General features: G+C 62.7%; 30 protein-coding genes and 2 tRNA genes. 16 read left to right on the forward strand and 16 right to left on the reverse strand.

Annotation, left to right across the window (positions count from 1 at the left end; translation table 11 throughout):
- Positions 1-3 precede the first annotated feature (3 nt).
- Genes ACV7NL_RS19425 through ACV7NL_RS19450 form a run of 6 tightly spaced genes read left to right on the forward strand, consistent with a single transcriptional unit; the run spans position 4 to position 3,096 of the window.
- Positions 4-351, forward strand: coding sequence for a zinc-finger-containing protein (locus ACV7NL_RS19425; protein ID WP_463356562.1), 348 nt, complete (start codon positions 4-6; stop codon positions 349-351).
- Positions 348-689, forward strand: coding sequence for a hypothetical protein (locus tag ACV7NL_RS19430; RefSeq protein WP_463356563.1), 342 nt, complete (start codon positions 348-350; stop codon positions 687-689). Before ACV7NL_RS19425 ends, ACV7NL_RS19430 begins: the two co-directional genes overlap by 4 nt.
- Positions 686-1,075, forward strand: a complete 390-nt coding sequence (locus ACV7NL_RS19435; RefSeq protein ID WP_463356564.1) for an HNH endonuclease — start codon at positions 686-688, stop codon at positions 1,073-1,075. Before ACV7NL_RS19430 ends, ACV7NL_RS19435 begins: the two co-directional genes overlap by 4 nt.
- Positions 1,069-1,503, forward strand: coding sequence for a hypothetical protein (locus tag ACV7NL_RS19440; RefSeq protein ID WP_463356565.1), 435 nt, complete (start codon positions 1,069-1,071; stop codon positions 1,501-1,503). The genes ACV7NL_RS19435 and ACV7NL_RS19440 overlap by 7 nt, the downstream gene beginning before the upstream one ends.
- The gene (locus ACV7NL_RS19445; protein WP_463356566.1) at positions 1,497-1,877 is read left to right on the forward strand and encodes a hypothetical protein; all 381 of its coding nucleotides are present in this window, start codon (positions 1,497-1,499) and stop codon (positions 1,875-1,877) included. Before ACV7NL_RS19440 ends, ACV7NL_RS19445 begins: the two co-directional genes overlap by 7 nt.
- Positions 1,878-1,890: 13 nt before the next feature.
- A complete protein-coding gene (locus tag ACV7NL_RS19450) occupies positions 1,891-3,096 on the forward strand; it encodes a MazG-like family protein (RefSeq protein WP_463356567.1) in 1,206 nt (401 codons plus the stop codon).
- Here the strand turns inward: ACV7NL_RS19450 and ACV7NL_RS19455 are convergent.
- A complete protein-coding gene (locus ACV7NL_RS19455; RefSeq protein WP_463356568.1) occupies positions 3,093-4,322 on the reverse strand; it encodes an RNA-guided endonuclease InsQ/TnpB family protein in 1,230 nt (409 codons plus the stop codon). The two genes, ACV7NL_RS19450 and ACV7NL_RS19455, sit on opposite strands and share 4 nt — an antisense overlap.
- A gap of 50 nt (positions 4,323-4,372) precedes the next feature.
- Between ACV7NL_RS19455 and ACV7NL_RS19460 the strand changes: the two genes are divergently transcribed.
- The 5 genes from ACV7NL_RS19460 to ACV7NL_RS19480 all read left to right on the forward strand — a co-directional run bounded on the left by ACV7NL_RS19460 (position 4,373) and on the right by ACV7NL_RS19480 (position 7,256).
- Positions 4,373-4,888, forward strand: coding sequence for a hypothetical protein (locus ACV7NL_RS19460; RefSeq protein ID WP_463356569.1), 516 nt, complete (start codon positions 4,373-4,375; stop codon positions 4,886-4,888).
- Positions 4,881-5,243: a hypothetical protein gene (locus ACV7NL_RS19465; protein WP_463356570.1), complete on the forward strand. Its 363-nt coding sequence runs from the start codon at positions 4,881-4,883 to the stop codon at positions 5,241-5,243. Before ACV7NL_RS19460 ends, ACV7NL_RS19465 begins: the two co-directional genes overlap by 8 nt.
- Complete coding sequence (locus tag ACV7NL_RS19470) at positions 5,240-5,431, forward strand: hypothetical protein (RefSeq protein ID WP_463356571.1); 192 nt, start codon at positions 5,240-5,242, stop codon at positions 5,429-5,431. The genes ACV7NL_RS19465 and ACV7NL_RS19470 overlap by 4 nt, the downstream gene beginning before the upstream one ends.
- A 58-nt stretch (positions 5,432-5,489) precedes the next feature.
- On the forward strand, positions 5,490-5,957 hold the full coding sequence (locus tag ACV7NL_RS19475; RefSeq protein ID WP_463356572.1) for a hypothetical protein: 468 nt from the start codon (positions 5,490-5,492) through the stop codon (positions 5,955-5,957).
- Between the two features lie 168 nt (positions 5,958-6,125).
- The gene (locus ACV7NL_RS19480) at positions 6,126-7,256 is read left to right on the forward strand and encodes a tyrosine-type recombinase/integrase (protein WP_463356573.1); all 1,131 of its coding nucleotides are present in this window, start codon (positions 6,126-6,128) and stop codon (positions 7,254-7,256) included.
- A 33-nt stretch (positions 7,257-7,289) separates the two neighbouring features.
- Here the strand turns inward: ACV7NL_RS19480 and ACV7NL_RS19485 are convergent.
- From ACV7NL_RS19485 to ACV7NL_RS19505, 5 genes are all read right to left on the reverse strand, one after another.
- Positions 7,290-7,367, reverse strand: a tRNA-Pro gene (locus tag ACV7NL_RS19485).
- A 103-nt stretch (positions 7,368-7,470) separates the two neighbouring features.
- A complete protein-coding gene (locus tag ACV7NL_RS19490) occupies positions 7,471-10,683 on the reverse strand; it encodes an efflux RND transporter permease subunit (protein WP_463356574.1) in 3,213 nt (1,070 codons plus the stop codon).
- Between the two features lie 125 nt (positions 10,684-10,808).
- Entirely contained in the window at positions 10,809-11,945 is a 1,137-nt protein-coding gene (locus ACV7NL_RS19495; RefSeq protein ID WP_200935840.1) for an efflux RND transporter periplasmic adaptor subunit, read from the reverse strand.
- Positions 11,946-12,073: 128 nt separating this feature from the next.
- Positions 12,074-12,397, reverse strand: coding sequence for a rhodanese-like domain-containing protein (locus ACV7NL_RS19500; RefSeq protein ID WP_056184185.1), 324 nt, complete (start codon positions 12,395-12,397; stop codon positions 12,074-12,076).
- 64 nt (positions 12,398-12,461) lie between these two features.
- The gene (locus ACV7NL_RS19505; RefSeq protein ID WP_463356575.1) at positions 12,462-13,796 is read right to left on the reverse strand and encodes a glycosyltransferase family 4 protein; all 1,335 of its coding nucleotides are present in this window, start codon (positions 13,794-13,796) and stop codon (positions 12,462-12,464) included.
- Positions 13,797-13,915: 119 nt separating this feature from the next.
- Between ACV7NL_RS19505 and ACV7NL_RS19510 the strand changes: the two genes are divergently transcribed.
- A complete protein-coding gene (locus tag ACV7NL_RS19510; protein WP_463356576.1) occupies positions 13,916-14,785 on the forward strand; it encodes an MBL fold metallo-hydrolase in 870 nt (289 codons plus the stop codon).
- Between the two features lie 6 nt (positions 14,786-14,791).
- On the opposite strand, the gene ACV7NL_RS19515 is transcribed toward ACV7NL_RS19510, so the two are convergent.
- Positions 14,792-15,496, reverse strand: coding sequence for a glutathione binding-like protein (locus ACV7NL_RS19515; protein WP_463356577.1), 705 nt, complete (start codon positions 15,494-15,496; stop codon positions 14,792-14,794).
- A 194-nt stretch (positions 15,497-15,690) separates the two neighbouring features.
- Between ACV7NL_RS19515 and ACV7NL_RS19520 the strand changes: the two genes are divergently transcribed.
- Together ACV7NL_RS19520 and ACV7NL_RS19525 are read left to right on the forward strand one after the other, a co-directional pair.
- Positions 15,691-15,924, forward strand: a complete 234-nt coding sequence (locus ACV7NL_RS19520) for a hypothetical protein (RefSeq protein WP_463356578.1) — start codon at positions 15,691-15,693, stop codon at positions 15,922-15,924.
- A 342-nt stretch (positions 15,925-16,266) separates the two neighbouring features.
- Entirely contained in the window at positions 16,267-16,518 is a 252-nt protein-coding gene (locus ACV7NL_RS19525; protein WP_056184196.1) for a pilus assembly protein PilZ, read from the forward strand.
- Between the two features lie 175 nt (positions 16,519-16,693).
- Here the strand turns inward: ACV7NL_RS19525 and ACV7NL_RS19530 are convergent, their stop codons facing one another.
- On the reverse strand, positions 16,694-17,302 hold the full coding sequence (locus ACV7NL_RS19530) for a hypothetical protein (protein ID WP_463356579.1): 609 nt from the start codon (positions 17,300-17,302) through the stop codon (positions 16,694-16,696).
- A gap of 42 nt (positions 17,303-17,344) precedes the next feature.
- On the opposite strand from ACV7NL_RS19530, the gene ACV7NL_RS19535 reads away from it, so the two are divergent.
- Together ACV7NL_RS19535 and ACV7NL_RS19540 are read left to right on the forward strand one after the other, a co-directional pair.
- Positions 17,345-17,421, forward strand: a tRNA-Pro gene (locus ACV7NL_RS19535).
- 36 nt (positions 17,422-17,457) lie between these two features.
- Positions 17,458-17,769, forward strand: a complete 312-nt coding sequence (locus ACV7NL_RS19540) for an ETC complex I subunit (protein ID WP_463356580.1) — start codon at positions 17,458-17,460, stop codon at positions 17,767-17,769.
- A gap of 227 nt (positions 17,770-17,996) precedes the next feature.
- Here ACV7NL_RS19540 and ACV7NL_RS19545 read toward each other — a convergent pair whose 3' ends face one another.
- The 8 genes from ACV7NL_RS19545 to plsX all read right to left on the reverse strand — a co-directional run bounded on the left by ACV7NL_RS19545 (position 17,997) and on the right by plsX (position 26,780).
- Complete coding sequence (locus tag ACV7NL_RS19545; RefSeq protein WP_463356581.1) at positions 17,997-19,568, reverse strand: SpoVR family protein; 1,572 nt, start codon at positions 19,566-19,568, stop codon at positions 17,997-17,999.
- A 62-nt stretch (positions 19,569-19,630) separates the two neighbouring features.
- Positions 19,631-20,932: a YeaH/YhbH family protein gene (locus ACV7NL_RS19550; protein WP_463356582.1), complete on the reverse strand. Its 1,302-nt coding sequence runs from the start codon at positions 20,930-20,932 to the stop codon at positions 19,631-19,633.
- A gap of 105 nt (positions 20,933-21,037) precedes the next feature.
- Positions 21,038-22,984: a PrkA family serine protein kinase gene (locus tag ACV7NL_RS19555; RefSeq protein ID WP_247636792.1), complete on the reverse strand. Its 1,947-nt coding sequence runs from the start codon at positions 22,982-22,984 to the stop codon at positions 21,038-21,040.
- A 199-nt stretch (positions 22,985-23,183) separates the two neighbouring features.
- Complete coding sequence (locus tag ACV7NL_RS19560; protein ID WP_463356583.1) at positions 23,184-23,618, reverse strand: 4-aminobutyrate aminotransferase; 435 nt, start codon at positions 23,616-23,618, stop codon at positions 23,184-23,186.
- Positions 23,619-23,733: 115 nt separating this feature from the next.
- Entirely contained in the window at positions 23,734-24,264 is a 531-nt protein-coding gene (locus tag ACV7NL_RS19565) for a MerR family transcriptional regulator (protein ID WP_463356584.1), read from the reverse strand.
- Positions 24,265-24,271: 7 nt separating this feature from the next.
- Positions 24,272-24,592, reverse strand: coding sequence for an integration host factor subunit alpha (locus ACV7NL_RS19570; protein WP_056184209.1), 321 nt, complete (start codon positions 24,590-24,592; stop codon positions 24,272-24,274).
- Positions 24,593-24,709: 117 nt separating this feature from the next.
- The gene (locus tag ACV7NL_RS19575; RefSeq protein WP_463356585.1) at positions 24,710-25,717 is read right to left on the reverse strand and encodes a beta-ketoacyl-ACP synthase III; all 1,008 of its coding nucleotides are present in this window, start codon (positions 25,715-25,717) and stop codon (positions 24,710-24,712) included.
- Between the two features lie 28 nt (positions 25,718-25,745).
- Positions 25,746-26,780 (reverse strand): phosphate acyltransferase PlsX, encoded by a 1,035-nt coding sequence (gene plsX / locus ACV7NL_RS19580; protein ID WP_056482113.1) that lies wholly within the window; start codon positions 26,778-26,780, stop codon positions 25,746-25,748.
- Positions 26,781-26,866: the final 86 nt, after the last annotated feature.

Here is a 26,866-nt window from a genome sequence, read left to right on the forward strand (position 1 = left end):
CAGGTGATCCACCTCCCGACCCCCGAACTTCGCGACGACGTTCACGCCGTCCTCGACCCGATCTGGATCAGCGCTGTCGAGTCCGGCGGCTACCACGGCAAGCAACTCGAGTACCTGCGTCGGTCCGGTTACGCCGCCCGGAAGGCCGCTCGCGAGCGGGTCTACGCCTGGCTCGCCGAACAGATGTGGCTGACCACCGACGACTGTCACGTCGCCCGCTTCAGCTTCGACCAGTGCATGGAGGCAATCTGCCTCCTTCGCGGGACGACCTACGCCGAGATCAGAGCCTGGGCGAAGCGCCGAGAGGTTCAGCGCGCCTATGCCGATTACGTCGAGCGGAGGGCAGCATGAGCACCTTGCCTCTCGACCCCCGGCTGCTCGCCGAGTGTCTGGACTACGATCCCGAGACCGGAGCGCTGACATGGCGCCGGCGGCCCCTGTCGCACTTCGCCAACGCCCGGGCTTGGTCCGTTAGCAACGCGAAGCTCGCGGGCACCCCGGCCGGCTCCATCTCAGAGAACGGCTATCTCGCCCTGCACCTGCAAGGGCGGAAACTCTACGGCCAGCGCATCGCCTGGGCGCTCCATCATGGGGCCGACGTCCCGGTCGGGCGCCGAGTCCACCTGATCCGTGAGCCTCGTCACGACATCCGGATCGCGAACCTGGAAGTCCGCGAGGTCCGGGCATGAGCACACGCACCGAGTTCTCAAAACCTGTCCGGCGCGAGGCATGGAAGCGCTCAGGCGGCCTCTGCGAAGGATTGCTCGACACCGGCGTTCGCTGCGGGTGCGCGCTGACCCCTCAGAAGTTCGCCTACGATCACGTCATCCCGGATCAGATGGGCGGTGAGGCCACCCTGGAGAATTGCCAGGTTTTGTGCGCGCCGTGCCACCTGGAAAAGACCCGGCAGGACGTCGCCGACATCGCGAAGGCCAAGCGCCTCGAAGACACGCGCCTCGGCATCACGCGACCTGGGAAGATCCAGGGCCAAGGCTTCCGGAAGTTCGCGCCAGCACGCCGAGCCACGACGCCCGTAACCAAGCTCACCCTCGGATACCGGAGGCCGGAATGCTGACCACCGCTCGCGGACAGCCCCGCGTCCGTCCCCCTGCCCCCTTCGCCATGAGGAAGCTCGACATGCTCACGCCGCTGCGATCGCCGCCCAAGGTGGTCTTCGTCGACCAGGATGCCGATGCGGTCGCCCGCCGGCGCCGCGGCGTCCTCGTGCTCGACCGCCAGGCACAGAGCCTCCTCTGCGACGACATCCGGGTCACCCTGCGGAATCGACGGGTCTTCCAGATGGCGAAGTTCATCCTGGAGTCGCTGCCCAACACCGACTTGTCCCGCGAGGATGTGCGGCAGGCGGCCGGGATCTCGAACACGGACGACTTCTCGACGCGCATCCGGCAGGTGCGTCACCTGTTGCGACCCTTCGGTATCGGCGTCGCCACCGCCTGGGGCGGCCGGGTCATCATCACGGCTCCGGAGGCTCCGGCATGCTGAGCCATCCCGATCTCTCCGGCTTCGACCTCGCCGCGCTGGCCGGCAGCTTAGAGGCCTCTGCGCTGCGCCAGGATCGCTGCAGGCGCCTCGCCAACAGCATCGGCGTGGATGAGGCGATCAATCCCGAGACGGCCCGCGCCGTGGCTGCTGTGGACGCTGACGCGGCCGCCACAGCTGAGGCTCACCGCCTGGTCTGCCTGCTCCGCAGCTTCGCGGCCGACGAGGGCCACGCGCGGCCGTCGGCCACGGTCACCCACCTACGCGCCGTCCCGGTCCCGGGCCCTCCCCGTCCCGGCATCTTCGCTCGAGCCATGGCGCTTCTTGGCCGTGGCGATTCCAGCCCTTCGCCTGTCGCCAAGCGCGATGCAGCCTGATCCGGAGAGCCCCATGACCCACTCCCCCATGAGCCAGAACCGGGTGCGGGAAGCCGAAGAGCTGTTTTGGCAAACGCTGCTTCCGGTTCGTTTCTCGGCAGAGCCGCACGTCCTCGAAGCTTTCTCGCGTGCGATCCGGGCCGTGCATTCCGCCGCGCTCACCGCGCCTCCGGCCTCAGACGCGGCAGGTTTGGAGAGCTACCCGACCGAACAGCAGCTCCACGCCGCAATGGACGCATTCTATCCCGGCGAAGATTGGCGCAAAGACCTTGGCTGCGCGCTGGATACGTCTCTATGCGATATGCGTGCTGCTTTGCTCGCCGCCGCCCCGACAGCCCCCGCACAGGCCCCGTCTCGCCCGGTCGATGCGGGAGGGGTGGAGTACGTCCAGCATGTCAAGTCTGGCGGCTGGTATGAGATCGTGACGCGCGAAGCTCAGGTGCAAACAGGCGAACCGCTGGCCGATTACGCCTTCGTGGCCGTCTATCGGAACGTCATCACCGGGGCGACCTGGGTTCGCCCGCTGTCCGAGATGGACGACGGCCGGTTCAAGCCGGCCCCGGCCCCGGCCCCTATACCTGATCTGAAACCCGCCCTCGCCACCCAGCCCACCGGGACCGAGGCGAGCCGCCCCGTGGAGACACTATCCCGCCAGGATTGGTTCAAGTGCGAGCACGCCGTTGCCTACCTCCGGGCGATGGAGATGGAACAGACTGCGCTTGCGGTAGAAAAGGCTGCGCGCATCGCTGACGGCATCGCTTTCGAAAAGCACCTCACATCGCTTCGAGAGCGCGCCGCCACCCCCACGCCTCCCCAGGCCGACAGCACGGAGCAGGGGGACGGGTCTCTGACCCTGACGGCTCTGCATGCGGCGAACATCGCACGTCAGGCCGAATGGTGCCCCGAGCAGGTGCCAGACCTCTCGTTCCGAGGCAACGAGCTTGCGGGCGAGACGGGCGAAGCCTGCAACGTCATCAAGAAGCTGGAGCGCGAGCGCCAGGGCTGGCGTGGGAGCCGAGCGACGCCAGCCGATCTCGCTGAGGAACTGGCCGACGTCGTGATCTGCGCGGACCTCTGCGCCGTGACGGCCGGCATCGACCTGAGCGCCGCCGTGGTCGCCAAGTTCAACGCCACTTCGGACAAGGTCGGCATATCGGTTCGCCTCCCCGTAGCAAACCGCTCGCAGGCCGACGCTCAGACCCAGGAGGGCGGACGTTAACATCCTCCCCGACTGCTTAGTCGGGGATTTTCAGAGATCGCGAGACCTCCTCCAGTTGACGCTTCAAAGGGCAGCCTATGCAAACCCTCCACGTCCAGCAACGGTGTGCTCCACCGCCGTTTGATATTGATCGCCGCGTTAATGTCGGCGTGGTCGGCGTGACCACACGAGATGCAGACGAAGCGCGCTTGGCTCTCGCGGCTCCTTGCATCAACGACACCGCACGCAGCGCAGGTTTGGCTCGTGAAGCGAGCTGGTACAGTGACGACTTGACCGCCACGCTCCTCCATCTTGTACCTCAGGATGGTCGCAAACTGATACCACCCTGCGCTCAGGATGGCCCGGTTCAGGCCGGCTTTTTGCCGAACCTTCTTGCCCGGCTCTTCAACTGTGCCCCGCGCAGCACTCGTCATTGCCCTCGTGTTGAGATCTTCGAGCACGGCAATGCCAAAGCGCTTGGCGATATCAAGAGCTGCACGATGGTGGAATTCGCGTCTGATACGAGCTTGGCGAGCCTGAAGGCGGGCGACGCGGGCCAAAGCTCGGCGGCGACGATTGGACCCGCGTTTGCGTCGAGCGACGACCCGCTGCGCCTTACGCTTGCGAATTTCGATCCGCTCCAAGGTCTCAGGCATGCTCACGGTCTCACCCGAAGAATGGGCGAGGGTTGTCGCTACGCCACGATCGATGCCGACGACATCCGGGTGCGGCGCGGGCGCTTCGTGAACAATCTCGGAGGCGAAGGAGATGTGCCAGCCGAGCGGGTCGAGGGATATAGCAGCGTTTCTGACCACACCTCGGATCGGACGGCTATCGCGGTATTTCACCCATCCGATTTTTGGCAATCGAACTGCCGACCAGTCAGCATTGAGCCGCTTCGTTGCGATCTCGCGGCCAGGGAAACGGAAGGTGTCATCCACACCGCGACGACGAGGGCGAGGGAAAGCAGATCGGCCAGCGTAAAAATTCTGGAAGGCTCTATCCAGATCGCGCATCGCCTGCTGTTGGCAGGATACGTAAACGGCACGCACCCAGTCAAACTCAGCGCGCAGTCTGGTCAATTCCGCAGCTTGACTAACGTAACCAAGCCGATGTCTCCGGCCCCAGGTCTCTCTCTGTTCCAGAGAGAGGTTGTACACGAGACGGCATACGCCTGCGAACTGCCGGAACAGGTCTCCCTGTTCTGGCGTCGGTTCCAGCTGGTAGCGGAAGCCGCGCGAAATCATGCCGTTACGTTACCACGGAACATCAGCCTCACCAATCGAGAGGCATCCGCATGACCACCAAAACTCACCCGTCCGTCTCGGAGGCGCTGCGCGAGGCGGTGGCGCGCACGGCGTATGATGTGCTGACTGGCGGAGATCCGTCCGCGAGACTGGAGCGGGCCGCCCGGCTTATCGCTCAGGCCCTCTGTGATCCTTCCGGCCCCATCGCCTCGGAGATCGCCCGCCTCACGGGAGAGCGGGACGAAGACCAAGCTGACATTGCGTTGCTTAAGGAAGCCAACGCTGCGCAGGCCAAGCAGATCGGTGAGCTGCTGGCGCAGCATGTCATCGAGAACGACCGCATGCGCGCCGCCGAAGCCGACCTCACTCGCATGAGAGCAGAGACGGAGAGGCTGCTGCAAAGAATTGAAGACCAGCGGGCCTATTGCCGGATGAAAGCTGCCCAGCCCCATGAGGACGAAAGCGAGGTCGCGCCGCTTCACTACGCCGGCCAAGCCCTCGCCCTTAAAGACGTCGCCCGGATGATCCGCACCGCCCTATCCAACCAGGAGCAGACCGATGCTTGAGAGCCTTGGCGAACCTCACTGCTGGGTTGTTCCCGGCCGCGACACGGCGAACGACTACGGGTTCATCGACGCAAAATGCTGCAAGGACGGCGAGCTGTCACGCCCTCTCTGGCCGCTGGAAAGCATCGCCACCGCTCTCGCAGAAGCCCGCGCCGAGGGGAGACGGCAGGGCCTTGAGGAGGCGGCGAAGGTCGCGGATCAGCAGCAGGCGCTGGCGATAAAGCTGCGAGACGCGCTTCTGGAAAATGAAATAGGGCATGGGCGTTGGGACCTCGCTTCTGTCGTCTTGCGAGATGTGGCCGCCGCCATCCGGTGCCTTGCTACCGCCCACAACGCGACGGGGGAGAGCCGATGAGCGACAAGAAGCGCGTCATCGAGTTGCAGCGATCACTCAAGATCGCTCGCGACGCACTCACCAAGATCCGACATGGGCACTCGCGATGCCCTGAAGCCGATGCAGAGGCCGCGCTGGACGCCATGCTGCCACTTGAGCCGAAGGTGCAGCTTCAGGGTCTCACCGGACATGAGCGGAGGCAGTCATGACGGCCCTCGCCACCAACACACCCGAGACGCAGAAGCCCGAGACGGGGGAGAGCGATCGATGAGCCGGTCTGGGTACTACGATGATTGCGACGATCAGTGGACCTCTATCCGTTGGCGCGGCGCCGTCAACTCAGCAGCGCGCGGAAAGCGAGGCCAGGCGTTTCTTCGCGACCTGCTGGCCGCACTAGACGCAATGCCCGCAAAGCGCCTGATCGCCGACGACCTTGTGCGCGAGGACAGCACTGGCTTTGAGAACGTCTGCGCACTGGGTGCGCTCGGCAAAGCGCGCGGCGTCAACATGGAAAAGCTGGACCCCGAAAACTACCAAGCCGTCGCCAGCACCTTCGAAATCGCGCCCGCCTTGGCGCAGGAAATCGTCTTCGAGAACGATGAAGCATGGGGCAGGCAGACGCCCGAGGAACGCTGGTCGCGGATGCGGTCGTGGGTAGCTTCCCAGATCCTCGCCACCCCGCCCGAAACAACCCGTCAGGGGGAGAGACCGCAGGCCGACAGGAGGACGGATTGACCACGCTTCCGATCGGCCTCTTCCCACGCGGCCTTAGCCGAGAGCAGGCTGCCGAGTATTGTGGCTGCGAAACCGTTGAAGCCTTCGACAACTGGCGCCGCCGCGGCATCATCCCCGGCCCTATTTCGGGTACGCAGCGCTGGGATCGAAGGGCTATCGACCGGGCGCTTGACCGGCGGTCAGGTCTCGTCGCTGATGCCGCCCCGTCAATCGACGAGTGGCTGGCTCAAAATGCGCGTTAGGCTGAGGGGGATCAACAAGGTCCGCAAGAAGCTCGCCGACGGGTCCGAGCGGTTCTACTACTACCACCGGGCCACCGGTACGAAGCTCCAAGGCGAACCTGGGACCGCAGAGTTCGTTGCGTCGTTCGAGGCTGCGGGACGTACCGCCGCGATGGCGCGCAGTGCCGGCACCGTCGAGTGGCTTATCCGACAGTACAAGGCGTCGAACGCCTGGACCAAGAAGCTGGCCGATTCGACCAGGGAGATCGCAACTTTCGACCTAAAGGCGTGCGAGGCCCGCTGGGGCACGACTCCTCTCACGATCGTCGAGAATCCTCGGAGCCGGCCTGCCTTCCTGCAGTGGCACGAGGATCTGGCCGAGACGCACCCGCGCGCCGCCGACGCGAAGCTGGCTCGCCTCGCCCGCGTGTTCGCCTGGGGCGTCGACCGAGGGCACCTGAAGCACAATCCGGTGGCAACGTTTGAGCGTGCCTATCGATCGGACCGATCCGAGATGATCTGGCTGCCGGAGCACGTTGAGGCGTTCGAGCGCGCAGCTGGACCCGAGGTATGCCTTGCCATGATGCTGGCCCTGCATACGGGGCAGCGCCAGGGCGATCTCCTCGCCCTACCCTGGAGCGCATACGACGGGTCGGCGATCACCCTGCGCCAGGGGAAGAGCCGCAGAATGATCTACGTTCCGGCGACACAAGCTCTCAAAGCTGCTCTGGATGCCGCGCCCCGACGCGCAACGACGGTTCTCGTGACGCAAGCCGGCGTCGCTTGGGGCAAGCGCCGCTTTCACGAGGAATGGACCGCAGCCTTCGAAGCCGCCGCAATCAGCGAGAGGCTGCACTTCCACGATTTGCGTGGAACGGCGGTCACGATGCTGGCAGAGGCCGGCTGCACGGTGCCGGAGATCGCCACCATTACGGGGCACTCGCAGGCCCACGCTCAGAAGATTTTGGATCGGTATCTTGCTCGAACCCGTGCCCTCGCGCGCTCTGCGATCGCGAAGCTGGACGAGCATCGTAGGAACCGGAGGATGCAAACCATCCTGCAAACCGGCTCTGAATGATCGGTCACTTTGGGGTTAAGTGATTGATCTAATTGGTCGGAGCGAGAGGATTCGAACCTCCGACCCCTAGTCCCCCAGACTAGTGCGCTAACCGGGCTGCGCTACGCTCCGACGGCCCCTTCGGGCTGAGGGGTCTTTAGCTTTCCGGTCTGCGGGGCGCAACCCCTAACGTGAAGCCCGGGCGCGGTATCCGCGTCCGGGCTGTTGGGTCGTATCAGGCGTGGGAGGGCGCCGCGTGCGGATCGTGCTTGTCCGGCGTGGTGTCGTGCGGATCCTTCCCGCGCTTTTTCGCGATCCAGATCAGGAGCTTACGGATCACCACGTAGAAGACCGGGGTCAGGAAGAGGCCGAACACCGTGGCGCCGATCATGCCGAAGCACACGGCGGTTCCGAGCGCCTGACGCATCTCGGCGCCCGGGCCCGTGGCGATCACCAGCGGCACCGTGCCGAGGATGAAGGCGAAGGCGGTCATCAAGATCGGGCGCAGGCGCAGGCGGCAAGCTTCCACGGCGGCGGCCACCGGCCCCTTGCGCTCGGTTTCCTCGAGCTGGTGCGCGAACTCCACGATCAGGATGGCGTTCTTGGCGGCCAAACCGATCAGCACGATCAGACCGATCTGGGTGAGGATGTTGTTGTCCTGCCCCCGCAACTGCACCCCGAACAAAGCTGCGAGCACACCTGTCGGTACCACCAGCAAGATCGCGAGAGGCAACGCCCAGGATTCATACTGTGCCGCGAGCACCAGGAACACCAGGAGAACACCGAGGGCGAAGACATAGATCGCGGTGTTGCCTGCGGCTTTCTGCTGATAGGCGATTTCGGTCCAGTCATAGGAGTAGCCATCGGGCAGCGTGTCCTTGGCGATGGCCTCCATGGCGTCGAGGGCCTGACCGGTCGAGATGCCGGGCTTGGCCGTCCCCTGGACCGGGACCGAGTAGTACAGATTGAAGCGCTGGACGATCTGCGGACCCGTGATCTCCCGGATCGTGGCCAGCGTCCCCATGGGCACCAGGGCGCCGGTGGAGGAGCGGACCTTCAGCTGCTCGATGTCCTGCTTCGAGACGCGGAACTGCGCATCGCCCTGAACGCGAACCTGATAGATGCGGCCCAGCGTATTGAAGTCGTTGACGTAGGCGCCTCCCAATGCCGTCTGCACGGTCGAGAAGACGTTGGACAGCGGCACGTTGAGCATTCGCGCCACGGTGCGATCGATATCGAGATAGAGCTGCGGAGTATCATTGCCGAAGGTGGTGAACACCCGCTGGACGTCGTTGCTCTGGTTTGCTTTGCCGAGGACTTCGCCGACGGCGCCGAGCAACGGACCGATGGCCGAACTCTGTCGGCTCTCGATCTGCATCTTGAAGCCGCCGCCCTGACCGAGGCCGCGCACCGGCGGAGGCGGGATGACGATGACGCGGGCCTCCTGGATGTCGGCGGTGGCCTTGATCACCTCGTTGGTGATCACCGCCGCGCTCCGTCCTTGCGTCGCGCGCTCCTTGGCACCCGCCAGGGTGATGAACATCACGCCCGAGTTCGTCGTGTTGGTGAAGGTCGCGCCATCGAAGCCCGCGATGATGACGGTGTTGGTCACGCCTTCGATCTTGCGTGCCGCCGCCGCCGCCCGGTTCACCACAGCGGTGGTACGGTCGAGGGAGGCACCCGAGGGCAACTGCACCACGCCGATGAGGTAACCCTGGTCCTGGTCGGGAATGAAGCCAGTGGGCGTGGTCTGGACGAGATGCAGGGTCGCGGCGATGACCCCTGCATAGACGATCATCATGGCGATCAACCCGATCGCGTAATTCGTCAGACCGTAGATGATCCGGCCATAGGTGTTGGAAAGCCAGTCGAAGCCTTTGTTGAACATGTCCGCCAGCCAGGCGACGAAGCGGAAGAGGAAGAACTTCGGCTTCGCGTGCTCGTGGTGGGGCTTCAGCAGAAGCTTACACAACGCGGGCGAGAGCGTCAGCGAGTTGAACATCGAGATGATGGTCGACGCCGCGATCGTCAGCGCGAACTGCTTGTAGAACTGGCCGGTAATACCGGGGATGAAGGCGGTGGGAATGAACACCGCCGACAGCACGAGCGCGATGGCGATGACCGCGCCGCCGACCTCATCCATCGTCTTGTGGGCGGCGTCGCCAGGCGACAAGCCTTCCGCCATGTTGCGCTCGACGTTCTCCACCACCACGATCGCGTCGTCGACGACGATGCCGATGGCAAGCACGAGGCCGAACAGGGTCAGATTGTTCAGCGAGAACCCGAAGGCCGACATGGCGGCGAAGGTGCCGACCAGTGAGACCGGAATGGCGATGACGGGGATCAGCGCCGTGCGCCAGCTCTGGAGGAACACCAGCACCACGATGACCACGAGCCCTACGGCCTCGAAGAGCGTCTTGTAGACCTCGTGGATCGACTCTTCGATGAACTCGGTCGGATTGTACGCGATGCGGTACTCGATGTCCGGTGGGAAGTTCTTCTTGAGGCTGTCCATCACCTTGCGCACGGATGCCGCTGCATCCAACGCGTTGGTCCCGGGTCGCTGGAAAGCACCGATGCCGATGGCCGGCGTGTCGTTCAGGAACGAATTGGTCGTGTAGTCCTTCTGGCCCATCTCGACGCGCGCCACGTCCTTCACGCGAACGAGTCGACCATCGGAGGCCTTGACGATGACGTCGGCGAATTCCTCAGGGCTCTGGAAGCGGCCCTGAGACTGCACGATGAGCTGAAAGGCCTGGCCCGTGGCGGCCGGCGGCGAGTTCAGGGCGCCGGCTGCCACCTGCACGTTCTGCTCGGATAAGGATGTGATGACGTCCGAGGTGGTCAGGCCGTAGGCAGCGAGCTTGTTCGGGTCGAGCCAGACGCGCTCGGCGTACTCGTTGCCGCCGAAGATCGTGATGTCGCCGACGCCGTCGAGGCGAAGGAGTTCGTCGCGAATGTTCAGGTAGATGTAGTTGGCAAGGTAGTTCTGGTCGTAGGTCTTTTTCGGTGACAGCAGGTGCACCACCAGCATCAGGTCGGGCGACGCCTTGCGCACGGTGACGCCGAGGTTGCGTACGTCTGGCGGCAGACGCGGCTGAGCGACGGAGAGCCGATTCTGGACGAGGACGTTGGCGATATCGAGGTTGGTGCCGACCTTGAAGGTCACCGTCAGCAGCATGTTGCCGTCATTGGTCGACAGCGACGTCATGTAGAGCATGTTGTCGACGCCGTTGACCTCCTGCTCGATCGGCGTCGCGATGGTCGCCGCAACCGTCTCGGCATTGGCGCCCGGGAAGCTCGCGCGCACCGTCACCGTCGGCGGCACGATCTCCGGATACTGCGCCACCGGCAGGGCCAGGTAGGCGACGTAACCGAGGATCAGGAAGACGATCGACGTGACCGACGCGAAGATCGGCCGATCGACGAAGAAGTGGGCAAAACGCATCGCTTGAACCTCTCGCCGCAAACGGACCGCACGCGCGGGTCCGAGGCGGCACCGTTTCTTCGTCCGCGGTCTGTTGGCCGCTCCCCGGCCGCGGACGGCCGGGGCCTATCGCATTGGGATGCGTATCAGGTCTTGCTCGGCGGCAGAGTTGACGCTTCAGCCGTGACTTTCGCGCCAGGACGAACGCGGCTCACGCCGTTTACCACCACGTTCTCGTCGCCCTTGAGGCCGTCGCGGATGACTCGGTAGCCATCGACTTTCGGACCGAGCTTGACCTCGCGCAGCGATACCGTGCCGTCATCGGCAACCACATAGACGATGCGCTTATCCTGGTTGGCTGAAACTGCCTCGTCGGGCAGCAAGATGCCCTGATAGGGCTTCGTTGCCGGCAGGGAGACCACGCCGAAAAGACCCGGCTTGATGAAGCCGTCCGGGTTCTCGACCGTAGCGCGCAGCAGTACCGTGCCTGTGGCATTGTCCACGCGGTTGTCCACGAAGTCGAGCGTGCCCTTGCGAGTCGGCTTCTCATCGCCCGTCAGCGCCACAAGGATCGGTACGCCCTTGCCCTTCTGCGTCTGGCCCATGCCGATACCGAGGCTACCCTGATATTTCAGGAACGAGCGCTCATCGACCGTGAAGCCAAAATAGATCGGATCGAGGGAGACAATCGTCGTCAGCTGGGTCTGATCAGTGATGACGATATTGCCTTCGGTGACCAGGCGCCGGCTGATGCGGCCCGAGATCGGTGCCTTCACCTCGGTGAAGTCGTAGTTGAGCTGGGCTTGGCGCAACTGCGCATCGGCGCTGTCGACATCGGCCTGCGCGGTCTGCGAGGCCTGACGGCGCTGATCGGTGACCTGTTCAGAGATGTTGCCGGATTTGCTCAGGGTCTGCGCACGGTCGAGGTCGGTCTGCGAGAAATTCAGGCGCGCTTTCGCCGAGACGAGTGCAGCCTGCGCCTGATCCAGCGCAGCCTTGTAGGGGCGACGGTCGATGACGAAGAGCAGGTCGCCCTTCTTGACCGTGGCACCGTCCGTGAAATTCACCTTATCGAGGTAACCAGTGACCCGGGCACGGACATCGACGATGTCCACCGGGTCGAAGCGGCCCGTATAGGTGTCGGTCTCGACGATCTCACGCACGACCGGCTTGGCGGTGGTGACCTTCGGCGGCGGCCCCCCCGGCGCCTGTGCCAGGGCTGGTCCGGCGCCGGTGGTCGCGACGAGGCCGAGGAGCGGAAGAAGTCGGAAGAGCGAGCGCATGCGCATATGGTTATTCCCTACGATGCGCCAGCTAGAGGTACGGCGCGTGGCGTGTCGTGCGCTGCCACACATGATCAGCGGAACGCAGATGTTCGGCTGGACGATCTTTCGACTCGAACTGATTCTGATCAGATCTCGATTGGCTCGCCTGAGCTGGCCCAATCCTTGAAACCGCCGGCATAATGTTCCTCGATGGACAGACCGGCTTGCTGCGCCGCGGACAGAGCATGGACGGAGCGCACGCCCGACATGCAGGAAAAAACCGGACGCCGGCCGTCGCGTACGACCAAGTCAGCGATTTCTGCGGCGTCGAAAGTCGAGAGGGGATGCGTGATCGATCCAGGGATATGTCCCTGATCGAACTCGTGTTGTTCCCGTACATCGATCAACAGGAGCGATCGGTCGGCTAAGCCGGCCTTGATCGTATCCCGGTCCAAGCCGACAACCTTCATCCGTTCGGTCCCTGTCTGATGCCTGCCAGTGCCGGCGACCCCGGGTGACGCCTGTTCTTATTCGTCAGACGTCAGGACCGCAAACGACCCGCGCCAACACACCCTCGACCGTTGCGAAGTGATTTGTCCAGGTCGGCAGAGACCGGCCCGCCATCCGTTCGACCAAGGTACGACGCATTGGCGAATTGGGCTGCGCGAGGTCCTCCACGGTTTGTCTCCAGCCAAGACCATCGAGGGGATCTAGGAAGTGTGCAAATTCGCCGCCGATCTCGCGATGCACCGCAAGGTTCGACGCGACCACGGGAAGTCCACTGGCTGCCGCCTCCACGATGGGAAGCCCATACCCCTCGGCGAAGGACGGCATCAGCAGCGCCGTGCAAGAGCGCAGGAGTGCCGCGAGACCGTGGGTCGACAGGCCACTCACTTCGGTGACGTGCATCGCCATCGCGGGACAGCGCTCCAGCATGTCGATGATGTTCTCTGCTTCCCAACCCCGTCGGCCGACGAGCACCAAGCGTGGCGTGTTCGCGCCGTGGCGTTCGTGAAGGTCGCGCCAGAGATGCAGCAGCAAGAGATGATTTTTACGCGGCTCGATCGTGCCGCAGACGACGAAAGTCGGTCGATGGGGAATTCCGTAGGTCCCCTCTCCGAGGGGCTGGAACACTGGCTCAACGCCGAGCAGGGCCGTCGTGACGGACTGCTTTGGTAAGCCACGTGCCTTACAGTATCGGGAGAAGCGGTTACCGACATCCCGCGAATTGACCAGCACATGCGAGGCGTGGCGCGCGATGGTGTCCATCCGGATCCGGTGCCGCTCCGCTTCCCCCGGCCGACCGTATTCCGGGTAGTCGATCGGGATCAGGTCGTGGACGAAGAAGACCGCGCGGATATCGCGGCGGTCGTAGAGCCAGTCGAAACGCTCGGGCTTGTCGAGGCGCAGGTGTGAGGTGTGCAGATAGATCGTGCCCTGGGGCAGTATGTCGGGTCCGCAAGCGGGCAACACGGTCGCTGCCGTTTCAGCCTGGATACGGCGCCGTGTCGTGCTGCCCTGCCTGCGCGCCGTCTGCTTCGTGCCAATCTCCGTCGGGCTGTCACTCAGCTCGGAAGCCAATCGGCGATAGATCGGGTCCTGCAGCGCATTGAGATCCTCGACCCAGCCCTCTGTCACCGCATCGACGATGCGGATCGCATCCTCCCTGTTGAGGACCTTCGGTCCGAGAACGGTCGAGACCAACCCGAAGCGTTCACCGGCCTGCCCCAAAAAATGGCGTGCATAGGCCAGATCCACCCGGTCGATCCCGCTCGGGCTCGCGTGCCGCAGCCGCGTGATCAGGCGCGTCAGGTCGAAGGCAAGGCTCGGAACGGGTCGATGCGCGAGCGGCAAATTGGGAACAGGCATGATCCTCCGGTCGAGTTCAGGCAGACGGCCGTATGGCCACGGTCCGACTTTGGCCTATATGCCGATGCCTCAGCCTGAGGCTACCCGCGGCCTTTGCCGCCAACGAGAGCGACGGTCCCGTGTCTCCCGGATATCTGCCCTTCGCCGGCGCCCTCGATCTGCCAGCTTACACCTGCGACAATTGTGGATTTTGGCAGCGCCACTTCGAGAAGCCACCGGCTTGCCCGATGTGCCTCGACGCGCGCCACGTGGTGCCACAGAAAGGCTGGCAGTTCTGGAGTGAACGCGAGGCCCAGGACCGATTCCCCTGTCACTGGGAAGAACTCGAGGCTGGGATCTGGCGCTTTTGGAATGATCCCGTCTCCGGGATCGGTCCCAGCGCCTACCTGATCCAAACGCCAACCGGGAACATGGGCTTCGAGGCCTGTCCGGTCTTCAGCGAGGCGGCGCTCCAGCACATCGCTGCCCTCGGAGGAATGCAGGTGTTGTCCTCGTCCCATCCGCATGCGTACGGGGCGCTTGTGCAATTACAGGATCGCTTCGACCCCGAACTCTGCCTGCCTGCGGCGGATTTTGTCTGGAGTGCTGCCCTGCAGGTCTCCTGGCCCTACGATGATTTCCTGGAGCCCCTCCCCGGCCTAGAACTGCACCGGACCGCCGGCCATTTCGACGGCCATGCGATCCTCTTCGATCGAGCACGAAAAATCGTGTTCTGCGGCGACGCGCTGAAGTTCGAACTCGATCCGCACGATCTTCGTAAGGCACTCACCATTTCCGCGCACAAGGCTTTCGTGCGCGGAGTGCCACTGACCACGAAAGAGTTACGACGCTATCGGGACGTTTTCGCGCAACTTGACTTCACCCAGACCTGGACACCTTTCGAACCGGCTGCGAATTGCGGCCGGGCCGAGGTTCTGGCTCTTCTGGACGGTATGTTGGCAACGCGTCCGCATGCCGCCCCCGTGCCGCTCGACAGCCTCAAGCGTTGACGCCTCTTATCCTCGCGTCGCCGCCGTCTGGCCGAACATGACCTTCTTGGCATCCTCACTCAGCGCTTTACCGAAGTCAGGATTGATCTCCGGGGCCCGAGCGTAGGCAGCCTTGGTTGCCGGCCGCTCTGCGATGGCATGGAACCAGCGTTTGAGATTCGGGAAATCTTCCAGGGACTGCCTCTGTTTCTCGTGCGGTACGATCCACGGATAACATGCCATGTCGGCGATGGTGTAATCTGCCCCGGTGACAAAGGAGCGGTCCGCAAGGCGTCGATCAAGAACGCCGTAAAGTCGGTTGGTTTCCTTGACGTATCGTTCGATGGCGTAGGGCACGGTCTCCGGCGCGTACTGGGTGAAGTGGTGGTTCTGACCGAGCATTGGTCCGAGACCACCCATTTGCCAGAATAGCCATTGCAGGACCTCCGCGCGGCCTGAAATATCACTGGCGAAGAAGCGCTGAGTCTTTTCGGCCAAATAGAGCAAAATCGCGCCGGATTCAAAGAGCGAGATCGGTGGTCCGCCACCGGTTGGCTCACGATCGACGATCGCCGGCATTCGGTTGTTTGGCGAAATATTCAGGAAGTCCGGCTTAAATTGATCACCTTTGCCGATATTTACGGGATGAAGAGTGTAGGAAAGGCCCGCTTCTTCAAGGAACATCGTCACTTTGTGGCCGTTCGGGGTCGGCCAGTAATACAGATCGATCATTGAGCTCTCCGTGGCAGGTGCACGATGGGCGGGACCGATCGCGCCCGTCGGTGACGTGGTGTTCCCACAGCGTTAGGTCAAGCTTCTCGCATGGCAGCGGGTACAGGCGCTCGGTCTATCCAATGCGATGTATTTGCAGAACGATAAATTCAGAGCTGTCATGCTTGCCTCACTTTTGGTGCGAGGAGGAAGCAATGGTCAGCTCAATTTCGGCCAGCAGCGGCGGTCTTCTGGCGGCAACACAGCGCTACGCCACTGCGGCCGAGGGAATATCAACCTTCGGTACCAGCCTGCCGAGTGCAACCCAGGTCGATCTTTCGACAACGGCTGTTCAGCTCATTCAAGAACAAGCGAATATTGGTCTGAATACGGCAGTTCTAAAGTCGACTATCGATTCGGAACGCCAAGTTCTCGATATCCTGGCGTAACGAAGCGGAGACCATCGAAATTTTTCGAAGGATCGACGCCTATGGCAATCACCATTCCCATCACGCAAGTGGGTCTCATCCGAGCCACAGAGATCCTGCACGATGTCCGAAATACCGCGGCTCTCCGCCACGAGACCGAGCCGCGAACTGTTTCAGTTGTCGTTGAGCCGTTTCAGCAGAGCCTGGATGCGAGAGGTGACGATGAGGTGCCTGGGCAGAGTCGCCTTGTCGATGTGCGCGTCTGACCTTCGAGGCCAGTAGGTGGATTTCCGCGGTCTCGACGAAAAATCGTTAACGTCCGCCGCGTCTACTGCCTTTAGACACTAAGCCGGGAGACGTAGGGTGGAGCAGAATCGTCGGGCGGCCCGGCGCTCGGATGCTTTCCGTATCGGTTCGTTGGCACTGGACGTTGGTACCTCTGCAATTGACTGCCTTGTTTGGAATCAGTCGGAGACTGGTGCGCAGATTGAGGTCGAGTCACCTGCAGCCGTGCCGGATCAGTTCACCTTGATGATGTCCGCCTATGCTAAGCCGCGCCGCTGCCACGTCGTTTGGCGGGATGGACGGAAGCTCGGGATCACCTTCGTGATCTGAAGGCGGGCGAAGGCGGAAAGCCGTCATTCGTTCTGGGTTTAAAACGTCCAAGCTAGGCAGCAACGCAACGGAAAATTCGAGAACGACACCGATCCGACCAAGCCGAGAGCTCGGTGGGATCCGTGTCGTTCTCGAGTTGTGTATACGTCCAATCTCCACCGCCCAAGGCAGCTTGTTATGCTGCCTTGGAATCTTTCCCGCCCGCGGTAGTCGCCTGTTGCATCATCTCACCGGAAACCCGACCCTTCGTGGCGATGTCACGCAGAGATTTGACCATCGCGTCGGTCTGGTCGCTGCCGCTCTGGTCGAAGCCGGTTCCGGTAGCCCAATCCTCGCCACGCCGCGCCATGAGCACGAAGGCTGCCACGCCACCAAAGAGGCTTCCCATCAAAGGAGCACAGATTAGTACAGTCCAGATGCCTTGCGGCAGCAAGATCGCCATCGTCAACACGCTTCCACTGATGGCTGCCAGTAGGATCAAAATCATCGCTATGCCCTCGTTAGAGATTCCATAGCATGCTCCGACCTCAATTGGTCCTTCGACTGCGATTATCGTGACCAGTGAGTTAAGGTGCGTTTTTCTGGTTATTGAATCCTGGCTGGTAACGGGCAGTCTTACCGGAGCATTCAGCAACATCTCGGGTCGGTACTTGGTCCTGCGGTTGCCCGCAGCATCAATCGCCAAAGGGGCATCATGCGGGGGACCGGCGTTTTTCGTTTTCTCCAGGGAACGGGTCAGTTGGTGAGCCTCATCACCGACATCCTGTTCGGCACCTGTTGCCATTTGCGTCTCGAAACCGTACGTCCCCTCTACGCGCAAGCGTGTCGGGGTGTAGCGCAGTCTGGTAGCGCATCTGGTTTGGGACCAGAGGGTCGTAGGTTCGAATCCTATCGCCCCGACCATTCGTTTGCCGCGGCTTTCCGGAGTTGGACCATCCGATGTCGAGCGCCCGCATTTATCAACCTGCGAAGGATCCGACGCAGTCCGGAACTGCGCGTGCGAAGGTTTGGGTAATCGAGTTCGATCAGACCTCGCCACGCGAAACGGACCCGCTCATGGGCTGGATCGGCTCGTCAGATATGCTGCAACAGGTTCATCTCGAATTCGAAAGCAAGGAAGAGGCGGTGGCATACGCAACCCGCTCAGGTCTTTCCTACCGGGTCGAGGAGCCGCAGAAACCGATTTTGCGTAAAGGATTGTCCTATTCGGACAACTTCAAGTTCAATAGAACGGCACCGTGGACCCATTAAGACGAAGTGTTGCGCTCGTCAAAGCTGGATCAGAACCGTAACTGCGCCAAAGATCAGGACTGAGCCGACGGCCACGGCAAGCAGGATCAAAGCGGCACGCGATTCGCGCAGATCGTTATTCATCATGGGAATAGGCTATCTCGCCTCGGCGGCTTCGCCAATCCACCTTGGGCAAAACGTTGTCGCCCGAGTCGAAAAATTGCTTCTCGTTTGTTAGTGACATGAGCTTAAAAGAAGATCGGTCTTGCGGTGGCGTGATGCTCCACAAGGACCGTGTCGTTGGCCGGATCGATTTCTTTCAGAACCGCATCGTAGCCCCAGAGATCGGCCAAATGCTGCAGCACCCGCTTGGCATCGTCTTTTTGAAGCGTGATGCGGTTCAAAGCGCGGTGATGCACGATGAGGCGCCGATCGCCTTCGAGGTCGACATCCACCACTTCGATGTCCGGATCTAGCCAAGCCACATCGTATTGCCGGGCGAAGGAGCGACGCATCCTGCGGTAGCCGCGCTCGTCGTGGATCGCCTCGACGTAGAGCTCCGACTCGTCCGGATCGTCAACAACGTGGAATAGGCGCATGTCGCGCATGAGCTTAGGCGACAGGAACTGGGCGATAAAGCTCTCGTCGCGATAGTTCGCCCAGATGTCGCGTAGGGTCGCCATCGCGTCGCCTGTGCCGGCGATCTCTGGGAACCACTCCCGATCCTCCTCGGTCGGCTGCTCCACGATACGGGCGATGTCCTGCATCATGGCGAAGCCGATGGCGTAAGGATTGTGGCCGTTATAGCCGCGCTCATTGTAATTTGGCTGACGCACGACGTTGGTGTGAGACTGCAGGAACTCAAGATAAGCTGCCTCCCCAATCAGACCTTTCTCGGAAAGAGAGTTCATGATCCGGTAATGGCAATAGGTGGCGCAGCCCTCATTCATCACTTTGGTCTGGCGCTGCGGATAGAAATATTGAGCCACGAGGCGCACGATGCGCAGAATCTCACGCTGCCAAGGGCGCAGTCGGGGCGCGGCCTTCTCGAGAAAGTAGAGGATGTTTTCCTGCGGAAGTTCGAGCAAGGCCTTGCGCCGCTCCGCTGCCGCATCCGGTCGCCCGGTCGACACCTTCTGCGGCAGGGTGCGCCAAAGGTCGTTGTAGATTTGCTCGCCGTGTTCAGCGCGCTCGCGCTCGCGGCGCTGCTCGGAAGCGAGATCGGGTCGCTTCTTTCGCGGGTAGCGGTGGACCCCCTGGCTCATCAGCGCATGAGCGGCATCAAGCACGGCTTCCACTGCCGAATGGCCGTAGCGCTCCTCGCAGCGCGAGATGAAACCTTTGGCGAAGTCGAGATAATCGAGGATGCCTTCAGCATCAGTCCATTGCTTGAACAGGTAGTTGTTCTTGAAGAAGTGGTTATGGCCGAAGGCCGCGTGGGCGATGACCAGCGTCTGCATCGTCGCCGTGTTTTCCTCCATGATGTAGGAGATGCACGGGTCCGAGTTGATGACGATCTCGTAGGCAAGTCCCATCATCCCACGCCGGTAGCCGGCCTCGTGCTGGGCGAAGTGCTTGCCGAACGACCAGTGCTTGTAGAACAGTGGCATGCCGATCGACGCGTAGGCGTCGAGCATCTGCTCGGCAGTGATGATCTCGATCTGGTTCGGATACCAGGACAAGCCGAGGTCCCGCGCCTCGGCTTCGCAGGCGTCATGGATGCGCCGAATCGTGTCGAAGTCCCAATCGTTCCCAGTGTAGAGCGGATCCTGTCCGCCGGGGATAATCTGGGGCGTGGGGCGGATGATGCTGCCGACCATGCGATGTACGCCTTCCTGGAGGGTGACTGTCCCGCGCGGCCAGTGTGGCGATACGCGGGTGCCTAAGCCTCGGCTTCCGCCCGGGTGTCCTTGCGTCCGAACAGTTCGCGGAACACCGGGTATATGTCGCGGCGGTGATTGACCTTGCGCATGGCGATGGGCGCGCCCGTCTTCGCCAAGCCCTCGTAGGTGCGCCACAGGGTGGTGCGGTGCTCGACGAAGCCGGCCCGAGGGCCGTTCTCGTCGCCGACCTCCAGGTAGGCAAAGTGCTGGCAGGCCGGCAGGATATGGGCGCGCAGGAGTTCGGTCGAGGTCGGGCCGTCGCTGGAGACGTTGTCGCCGTCGGAGGCCTGCGCGGCGTAGATGTTCCAGTCGTTCGGGTCGTAGCGCTCGGCGATGACGCGCTTCATCTCGACCAGCGCCGAGGACACCAGGGTTCCGCCGGTTTCGCGCGATCCGAAGAACGTTTCCTCGTCCACCTCGGTCGCCTTGTCGGTGTGGCGGATGAAAACAATCTCCACGTGTCGGTAGCGCCGGGTCAGGAAGATATGAAGCAGGATGTAAAACCGCTTGGCCAAGTCCTTCATATGCTCGGTCATCGAACCCGACACATCCATCAGGCAGAACATCACTGCCTGCGCTACCGGTCGGGGATATGGCTCGAAGCGGCGATAGCGGAGGTCGAGTGGATCGACGTAAGGAATGCGCTTCGTACGCTCCTTCAGAGCAGATAGAGCCAGCAACATGTCAGGCAGGTCGGGATCGCTTGACGGCGCGGCGGCAATCCGCGCTTCGAGGGCCGCGATCTCGTCGGGCTTCGGCCGCTTCAGGGCGATGCGGCGCGACATCGAGTTACGGAGGGTGCGTGTCAGCGCGAGGTTGGCGGGGGAGCCCGAGGTTGTGTAGCCAGCGCGGCGCAGCCCTTCCGTCTCCACCACCGAGAGGCGGCGCTTGGCCAGATCCGGCAGTTCGAGGTCCTCAAGGAAGAGTTCGAGGAACTCGTCTCGGGTGAGCACGAAGCGGAAGGCATCCTCGCTGTTCTCGGAGCCCTCTCCGCCCTCCCCCGACCCCTTGCCGCTGCCACCCGATGGCGGACGCTCGATGCGGTCGCCCTCCACGTAGGTCTTGTTGCCCGGCAGGATGTGGTCGTGCAGGCCGGTGCCGGGTTGGCGTGCGAAGCGCGGCTCCCGAACCCCATCGACCGGGACCGAGACGCGGCCGTCCTTGCCGAGATCCTTGATGTCCTTTTCCCGCGCGGATTCCCGCACGGCCCGCTGGGCCACATCCTTCACCCGGCGCAAAAAGCGCTGGCGGTTTGCGAGGCTTTTGCCCCCGGGGTTCAGGCGACGATCGACGATGTGCATCCGGTGTGTGTGCCTTCACCCTCGGAATCAATGTGGGATCGACTGGCCGGAGCGGCCACCGGAGTGGCCGCCCCTTCACCTGTAGGACGGGACGTATTGCGCGCCCTAGCCTGCCTGCTTCACCCGCATGTACCATTCGACCAGACGGCGCACCTGCCGCTCGGTGTAGCCGCGCGACACCATTCGGTCGACGAACTCGCCGTGCTTCTTCTCCGTCTCGCCGTCCTTCTTAGAGCCGAAGGAGATAACGGGCAGGAGTTCCTCGACCTGACTGAACATGCGTCGCTCGATGACCTCACGCAGCTTCTCGTAGGACGTCCAGGACGGGTTGCGGCCGCCGTGTTGCGCTCGAGAGCGCAGCGCGAATTTGACCACCTCGTTCCGAAAGTCCTTCGGATTGGCGATGCCCGCCGGTTTCTCGATCTTGGTCAGTTCCTGGTTGAGGAGTTCGCGGTTGAGGAGTTGGCCCGTCTCGGAATCCTTGAAGTCCTGGTCCTCAATCCAGGCATCAGCGTAGTCGATGTAACGGTCAAACAGGTTTTGTCCGTAGTCGTGGTAAGATTCGAGGTAAGCTTTCTGGATCTCGTGTCCAATGAACTCCGCGTAGCGCGGAGCCAGCTCCGTCTTGATAAACTCCAAGTAGCGCTTCTCGGTTTCCGGAGGCAGCTGTTCGCGCCGCAGGGATTGCTCCAGCACGTACATGAGGTGGACCGGATCGGCCGAAACTTCCGTGGTATCGTGGTTGAAGGTCGCTGCCATCACCTTAAAGGCGAAGCGGGTGGAGATCCCGTCCATGCCCTCGTCAACGCCGGCAGCGTCCTTGTATTCCTGCATCGAACGGGCGCGAGGATCGACCTCGCGGAGGGATTCACCGTCGTAGACCCGCATCTTCGAGAAAGCATTGGAGTTGGCGTGCTCGCGTAGGCGCGAGAGCACCGAGAAGCGGGCCAGCATCTCCAGGGTACCCGGCGCGCAGGCAGCGTCGGATAGTTCGGATCCGGAGACCAGCTTCTCGTAAATCCGCTGTTCCTCGGTTACCCGGAGGCAGTACGGCACCTTGATCACGTAAATGCGATCGATAAAAGCTTCGTTGTTCTTGTTGGTCTTGAAGGTCTGCCACTCGGACTCGTTCGAGTGAGCCAGGATGATGCCTGTGAATGGGATCGCCCCGATGTTCTCGGTACCGACGTAGTTGCCCTCCTGCGTGGCGGTCAGGAGAGGGTGCAGCATCTTGATCGGGGCTTTGAACATCTCGACAAATTCGAGAACGCCCTGGTTCGCCCGGTTCAAGCCACCCGAGTACGAGTAAGCATCGGGGTCGGCTTGCGAGAGGGTCTCCAGGCGACGGATATCGACCTTGCCGACGAGACTGGAGATGTCCTGATTGTTCTCATCGCCGGGCTCGGTCTTGGCGATGGCGATCTGGCGAAGGCGCGACGGCCGAACCTTGATCACCTTGAATTTCGAGATGTCGCCGTTGAACTCGTCGAGCCGCTTCAGGGCCCAGGGGCTCATCAGTCCGGTCAGGCGGCGCTTGGGGATGCCGTAGCGCTCTTGGATTTCGGTTCCCATCGCCTCGGGGTCGAACAGCCCAAGGGGACTCTCGAAGACCGGGGAGACCTCGTTGCCGGCCTTCAGAACGTAGATGGGGTGGGTCTCCATCAACGCCTTGAGGCGTTCGGCCAGAGATGACTTACCGCCGCCGACGGGCCCAAGCAGATAGAGAATCTGCTTGCGCTCTTCCAATCCCTGCGCCGCATGGCGGAAGAACGACACGATGCGCTCGATCGTCTCCTCCATTCCGTAGAACTCGGCGAAGGCGGGATAGATGCGGATGGTGCGGTTCATGAACACGCGCCCGAGGCGCGGGTCCTTCGCGGTGTCTACGAATTCTGGCTTGCCGATGGCCTCCAGGATGCGCTCGGCTGCGGAGGCGTACATCAGCGGCTCGTCGCGGCACGCCTCGAGATACTCGGAGAGGCTCATCTCCGTATCGCGACGCGCCTCGTAGCCACGGGCGAAGCTCTGGAACAGGTCGTTCGTCGACGGCATAGGCTTTCCGATCCCCTCACGACAGCGACAGCTTCATCCTGTCTCGCCTTGGATGCAACTGACAGGCCCAGTTTTGTCGCAGCGCATTCACGGCGGAATTTGACCGCGCGATGCGTGCGACAGGGCAACACTCCGGCCTGCCCCTTGGGTTCGGTGTGGGGGCACGCGGACAACGCCACGCCGCGGCCCCGACTGCGGCTCAGAGGTCGGTAGCATCCTTCTTCGCCGTCAAATCAGGTTTTGCTGCGCCGACCGTGATCTTGATGTTCTGGGTCTGGACGTTCCCGTCAGAATCCTTGACGTCCACCGTCACTTCGTCGGCGCCAGTGAAGCCGTCCTTACTCTGGTAGAACACGGCCTGCACTGCGGCCTCCTTGCCCGGGCAACGATATTTCGCCGGCGTCTTGAGCTTGCCGACCTTCGTGATGAGCGAGCCGTTCTTGGGCGCACCGCTGACCCGGATCTCCGGCATCGGACCTGTCGAACAATCCTTCTTGAGGTTTGGTACGATGGCAAGGCGTACGCTTTTGCCGCTGGCGGCGGTCTCGCTGCGGGTGACCGTGGTCTGCGCCAGTGCCGGTCCGGCTAGAACGACGCTGGTGGCCAGGAAGGTGAAGGAACGGGCAAGCAGCATGCGGACGAACTCCGATCACGCCGGACGATCCGCGCGGGACGCGGTGGATTCGGTCCGGTTGTTGAGAATGTGGGGATCGTGAGCGCGACCGTCGAGTGGGCGATGGTTCGATCCCTCAGGAGCCGGCTTTACTCTCGGGCAGCCGCCGCAGGTGGGCGATGGCTTCGCGGCACGCTTGTAGATCACCGAGGACGTCGACCAGGGCTGCCCGCTGGTTTGGGCTCAGGGGCTCGGCCGCGGGGAGCTCGACGCCTTGAACATCCACGTCGGCATCCTGAATCGACGGTGCGGCCACGACGGCTTCGCCGCGTCCCACCGACTGAACGAAGCGGAGGCCGCGTTCACGCAGCACCCGCTGGGCGCCCTTGATGGTGTAGCCCTGCCCATGGAGGAGGCGCTTGATGCCCTTCAGCAGGGCAACGTCTTCGGGCCGATAGTAGCGCCGCCCGCCCGCCCGCTTGATCGGACGAATTTGGACAAAGCGCGTTTCCCAGAAGCGCAGGACATGCTGAGGCACGTCCAATTCGTCGGCGGCCTCCTTGATGGTGCGGAATGCCCCAGCGCTCTTCTCAGGCGCTTCCCGCACGGGAGGCCCCCCCTCGCAATGGGACTCGTTGATGTCGTCGATCCGCGTGGCGAGGGACATCGCAAGCCTACTCGTCGTCGTGTTCGCCCGCGCCATTGATGCCGTTGATGCGGGCCTTCAGCACATTTGAGGGCTTGAAGACCATGACTTGGCGCGGTTCGATCGCAACTTCGACACCGGTTTTGGGATTGCGGCCGACCCGGCGGCCCTTGCTTCGAACGACGAAGGATCCGAACGAGGATAGCTTCACAGTTTCGCCGCTGGCGAGGCAGGTACAAATCTCGGATAGAACCGTCTCGACCAAGGCTGAAGACTCAGTGCGTGACAGGCCAACCTGCTGATAGACGGCCTCGCTCAAATCGGCGCGTGTGACCGTCTTTCCCGTCATGAAACATTCCCCGAAGCGATTCGTGTTTTCTTAGTATCTCTATGATTGCGCACGCTAATCGGCGTTCAGTCTGGGGTCAACAGTGCGTGAGGCACCCCGTGGCGGGTGGTGACCCGCTTACCAGCGGATGAGGGCTGCGCCCCAGGTGAACCCACCGCCAATCGCCTCGATCATCACGAGGTCGCCGCGCTGGATTCGGCCATCCTTACAAGCGACGTCGAGGGCCAATGGAATCGAGGCTGCAGATGTGTTGCCGTGTCGGTCGACCGTGAGCACCACCTTCTCGCGAGCAATCCCAAGTTTATCGGCCGAGGCCTCGATGATCCGTCGATTCGCCTGGTGGGGTACGAACCAGGACAGGTCCTCCGCGGTGGTGTCGGATCCGCGAAAGGCTTCGTCGATGACATCGGTGACCGAGCCGACCGCGAACCGGAACACCTCCTTGCCGGTCATGCGCAGGTGGCCCGTGGTACCAGTGGAGCCAGGGCCGCCATCGACGTAAAGCTTGTCCCGGTGTCGGCCATCCGAGCGCAGGCTTGCACTCAGGACGCCGCGATCGCCGTTGTTGCCCTCGCCTTCGCGCGCTTCCAAGACGATGGCGCCAGCGCCGTCGCCGAAGAGAACGCAGGTCGTACGATCCTCCCAGTCGAGGATTCGCGAGAACGTTTCGGCCCCGATGACCAGTGCGCGCTTGACGCTTCCGGTGCTCAGGAACTTGTCGGCGGTGGTCACAGCATAGACGAAGCCGGCGCAGACTGCCTGGACGTCGAAAGCGAATCCACCTCTCAGACCGAGTGCCGCCTGAATCTCGGTTGCGGTGGACGGAAAGGTATGATCGGGCGTGGAGGTGGCGCAGATGATGAGATCGATGTCGTTGGCGGTCAGTCCAGCTTGGTCGAGCGCTGCTTGCGCGGCTCGGGTGCCCAAGACGGCTGTCGTTTCCGAGGCATCCGCGAGATAGCGCTGCCGTATTCCCGTGCGCTGCACGATCCATTCGTCGGAGGTATCGACGGTACGGCTCAGTTCCTCGTTGGTGACGCAACGGGCCGGTAGGGCGGAGCCGCAGCCGACCACGACGGACCGCAAGAATTTCCCAGCGGTAACCGTCCCGGTGGTAACCGTCATGGTTCCGTCCTTTTGTTCGCTGCTCCCGTCATGACGTTGCCGCGGCTGGTGTCAGGTCGAGCATATCGCGGATTGTGCGCATCAAGTCGTGCCGAGCCATATCGTGGGCGAGGTCGACGGCCGCCGCGAAGCCGTTCGCGTCCTCGGAGCCGTGGCTCTTGATGACAATGCCCTCGAGCCCGAGGAACACGCCACCATTGGCTCGGCTCGGATTCATCTTGTCCCTCAGGGCTTTGAAAGCTTGGCGGGCGAAGAAGTAGCCGATCTTGGCTGAGAGCGTCCGGCTCATGGCGCTGCGCAGGTAGCTGGCGATCTGCTTGGCGGTCCCCTCTGCGGTCTTCAAAGCGATGTTGCCGGTGAATCCTTCCGTGACGACGACGTCGACCGTGCCCTTGCCGAGATCGTTGCCTTCGACGAATCCATAATAGCTGAGGTTCGGCAGATCGGTCTCGCGCAGGTAGCGGGCGGCTTCCTTGACCGCCTCGTTGCCCTTCATCTCCTCGGTGCCGACGTTGAGCAGTCCGACCGTGGGCCGGTCGAGGTCGAACACGATCCGGGCCATGGCCGAGCCCATGACGGCCATTTCGACGAGATGCTCGGCATCGGTGCCGATAGTCGCACCAACGTCGAGGACGACGCTCTCGCCTCGGACCGTCGGCCAGAGACAGGCAATGGCCGGACGCTCGATTCCCGCCAGCGTTTTCAAACAAATCTTCGACATCGCCATCAAGGCGCCGGTGTTGCCGGCCGAGACGGCCGCGTCGGCCTCGCCATCCTTCACGGCCTGAATGGCGCGCCACATCGAGGATTTCCCGCGTCCAGAGCGCACCGCCTGGCTTGGCTTCTCGTCCATCGCGATCGCGATCGTCGTGTGGCGGATCTCCACGGCGCCTTTCAGGCGCGGTTCGGCAGCCACCAAGGGTGTGAGGATTGCCTCATCCCCAAACATCAGGAACGTCATCTCGGGATGGCGCTCGCGGGCGATGGCAGCGCCCGGCACCACGGTGGTGGGGCCATGGTCGCCGCCCATGGCGTCGAGCGAGATGCACACTCTCTGGGACATATCGGGTGGCCGGTGGCCTCTGATCGTGGAAAAGGAATGCCTCTCTACGAAGAGACAGCGAGGCGGACGGGCAAGGTGGCGGGGTG

This window comes from Methylobacterium sp. Ger2507 (assembly GCF_055231875.1).

Bases quoted from the DNA above. Each gene is read 5' to 3' on its own strand.
- ACV7NL_RS19430 (WP_463356563.1), top strand. From the start codon at position 348: ATGAGCACCTTGCCTCTCGACCCCCGGCTGCTCGCCGAGTGTCTGGAC.
- ACV7NL_RS19435 (WP_463356564.1), top strand. From the start codon at position 686: ATGAGCACACGCACCGAGTTCTCAAAACCTGTCCGGCGCGAGGCATGG.
- ACV7NL_RS19440 (WP_463356565.1), top strand. From the start codon at position 1,069: ATGCTGACCACCGCTCGCGGACAGCCCCGCGTCCGTCCCCCTGCCCCC.
- ACV7NL_RS19445 (WP_463356566.1), top strand. From the start codon at position 1,497: ATGCTGAGCCATCCCGATCTCTCCGGCTTCGACCTCGCCGCGCTGGCC.
- ACV7NL_RS19450 (WP_463356567.1), top strand. From the start codon at position 1,891: ATGACCCACTCCCCCATGAGCCAGAACCGGGTGCGGGAAGCCGAAGAG.
- ACV7NL_RS19455 (WP_463356568.1), bottom strand. From the start codon at position 4,322: ATGATTTCGCGCGGCTTCCGCTACCAGCTGGAACCGACGCCAGAACAG.
- ACV7NL_RS19460 (WP_463356569.1), top strand. From the start codon at position 4,373: ATGACCACCAAAACTCACCCGTCCGTCTCGGAGGCGCTGCGCGAGGCG.
- ACV7NL_RS19465 (WP_463356570.1), top strand. From the start codon at position 4,881: ATGCTTGAGAGCCTTGGCGAACCTCACTGCTGGGTTGTTCCCGGCCGC.
- ACV7NL_RS19470 (WP_463356571.1), top strand. From the start codon at position 5,240: ATGAGCGACAAGAAGCGCGTCATCGAGTTGCAGCGATCACTCAAGATC.
- ACV7NL_RS19475 (WP_463356572.1), top strand. From the start codon at position 5,490: ATGAGCCGGTCTGGGTACTACGATGATTGCGACGATCAGTGGACCTCT.
- ACV7NL_RS19490 (WP_463356574.1), bottom strand. From the start codon at position 10,683: ATGCGTTTTGCCCACTTCTTCGTCGATCGGCCGATCTTCGCGTCGGTC.
- ACV7NL_RS19495 (WP_200935840.1), bottom strand. From the start codon at position 11,945: ATGCGCTCGCTCTTCCGACTTCTTCCGCTCCTCGGCCTCGTCGCGACC.
- ACV7NL_RS19500 (WP_056184185.1), bottom strand. From the start codon at position 12,397: ATGAAGGTTGTCGGCTTGGACCGGGATACGATCAAGGCCGGCTTAGCC.
- ACV7NL_RS19505 (WP_463356575.1), bottom strand. From the start codon at position 13,796: ATGCCTGTTCCCAATTTGCCGCTCGCGCATCGACCCGTTCCGAGCCTT.
- ACV7NL_RS19515 (WP_463356577.1), bottom strand. From the start codon at position 15,496: ATGATCGATCTGTATTACTGGCCGACCCCGAACGGCCACAAAGTGACG.
- ACV7NL_RS19520 (WP_463356578.1), top strand. From the start codon at position 15,691: ATGGTCAGCTCAATTTCGGCCAGCAGCGGCGGTCTTCTGGCGGCAACA.
- ACV7NL_RS19530 (WP_463356579.1), bottom strand. From the start codon at position 17,302: ATGGCAACAGGTGCCGAACAGGATGTCGGTGATGAGGCTCACCAACTG.
- ACV7NL_RS19540 (WP_463356580.1), top strand. From the start codon at position 17,458: ATGTCGAGCGCCCGCATTTATCAACCTGCGAAGGATCCGACGCAGTCC.
- ACV7NL_RS19545 (WP_463356581.1), bottom strand. From the start codon at position 19,568: ATGGTCGGCAGCATCATCCGCCCCACGCCCCAGATTATCCCCGGCGGA.
- ACV7NL_RS19550 (WP_463356582.1), bottom strand. From the start codon at position 20,932: ATGCACATCGTCGATCGTCGCCTGAACCCCGGGGGCAAAAGCCTCGCA.
- ACV7NL_RS19555 (WP_247636792.1), bottom strand. From the start codon at position 22,984: ATGCCGTCGACGAACGACCTGTTCCAGAGCTTCGCCCGTGGCTACGAG.
- ACV7NL_RS19560 (WP_463356583.1), bottom strand. From the start codon at position 23,618: ATGCTGCTTGCCCGTTCCTTCACCTTCCTGGCCACCAGCGTCGTTCTA.
- ACV7NL_RS19565 (WP_463356584.1), bottom strand. From the start codon at position 24,264: ATGTCCCTCGCCACGCGGATCGACGACATCAACGAGTCCCATTGCGAG.
- ACV7NL_RS19570 (WP_056184209.1), bottom strand. From the start codon at position 24,592: ATGACGGGAAAGACGGTCACACGCGCCGATTTGAGCGAGGCCGTCTAT.
- ACV7NL_RS19575 (WP_463356585.1), bottom strand. From the start codon at position 25,717: ATGACGGTTACCACCGGGACGGTTACCGCTGGGAAATTCTTGCGGTCC.
- plsX (WP_056482113.1), bottom strand. From the start codon at position 26,780: ATGTCCCAGAGAGTGTGCATCTCGCTCGACGCCATGGGCGGCGACCAT.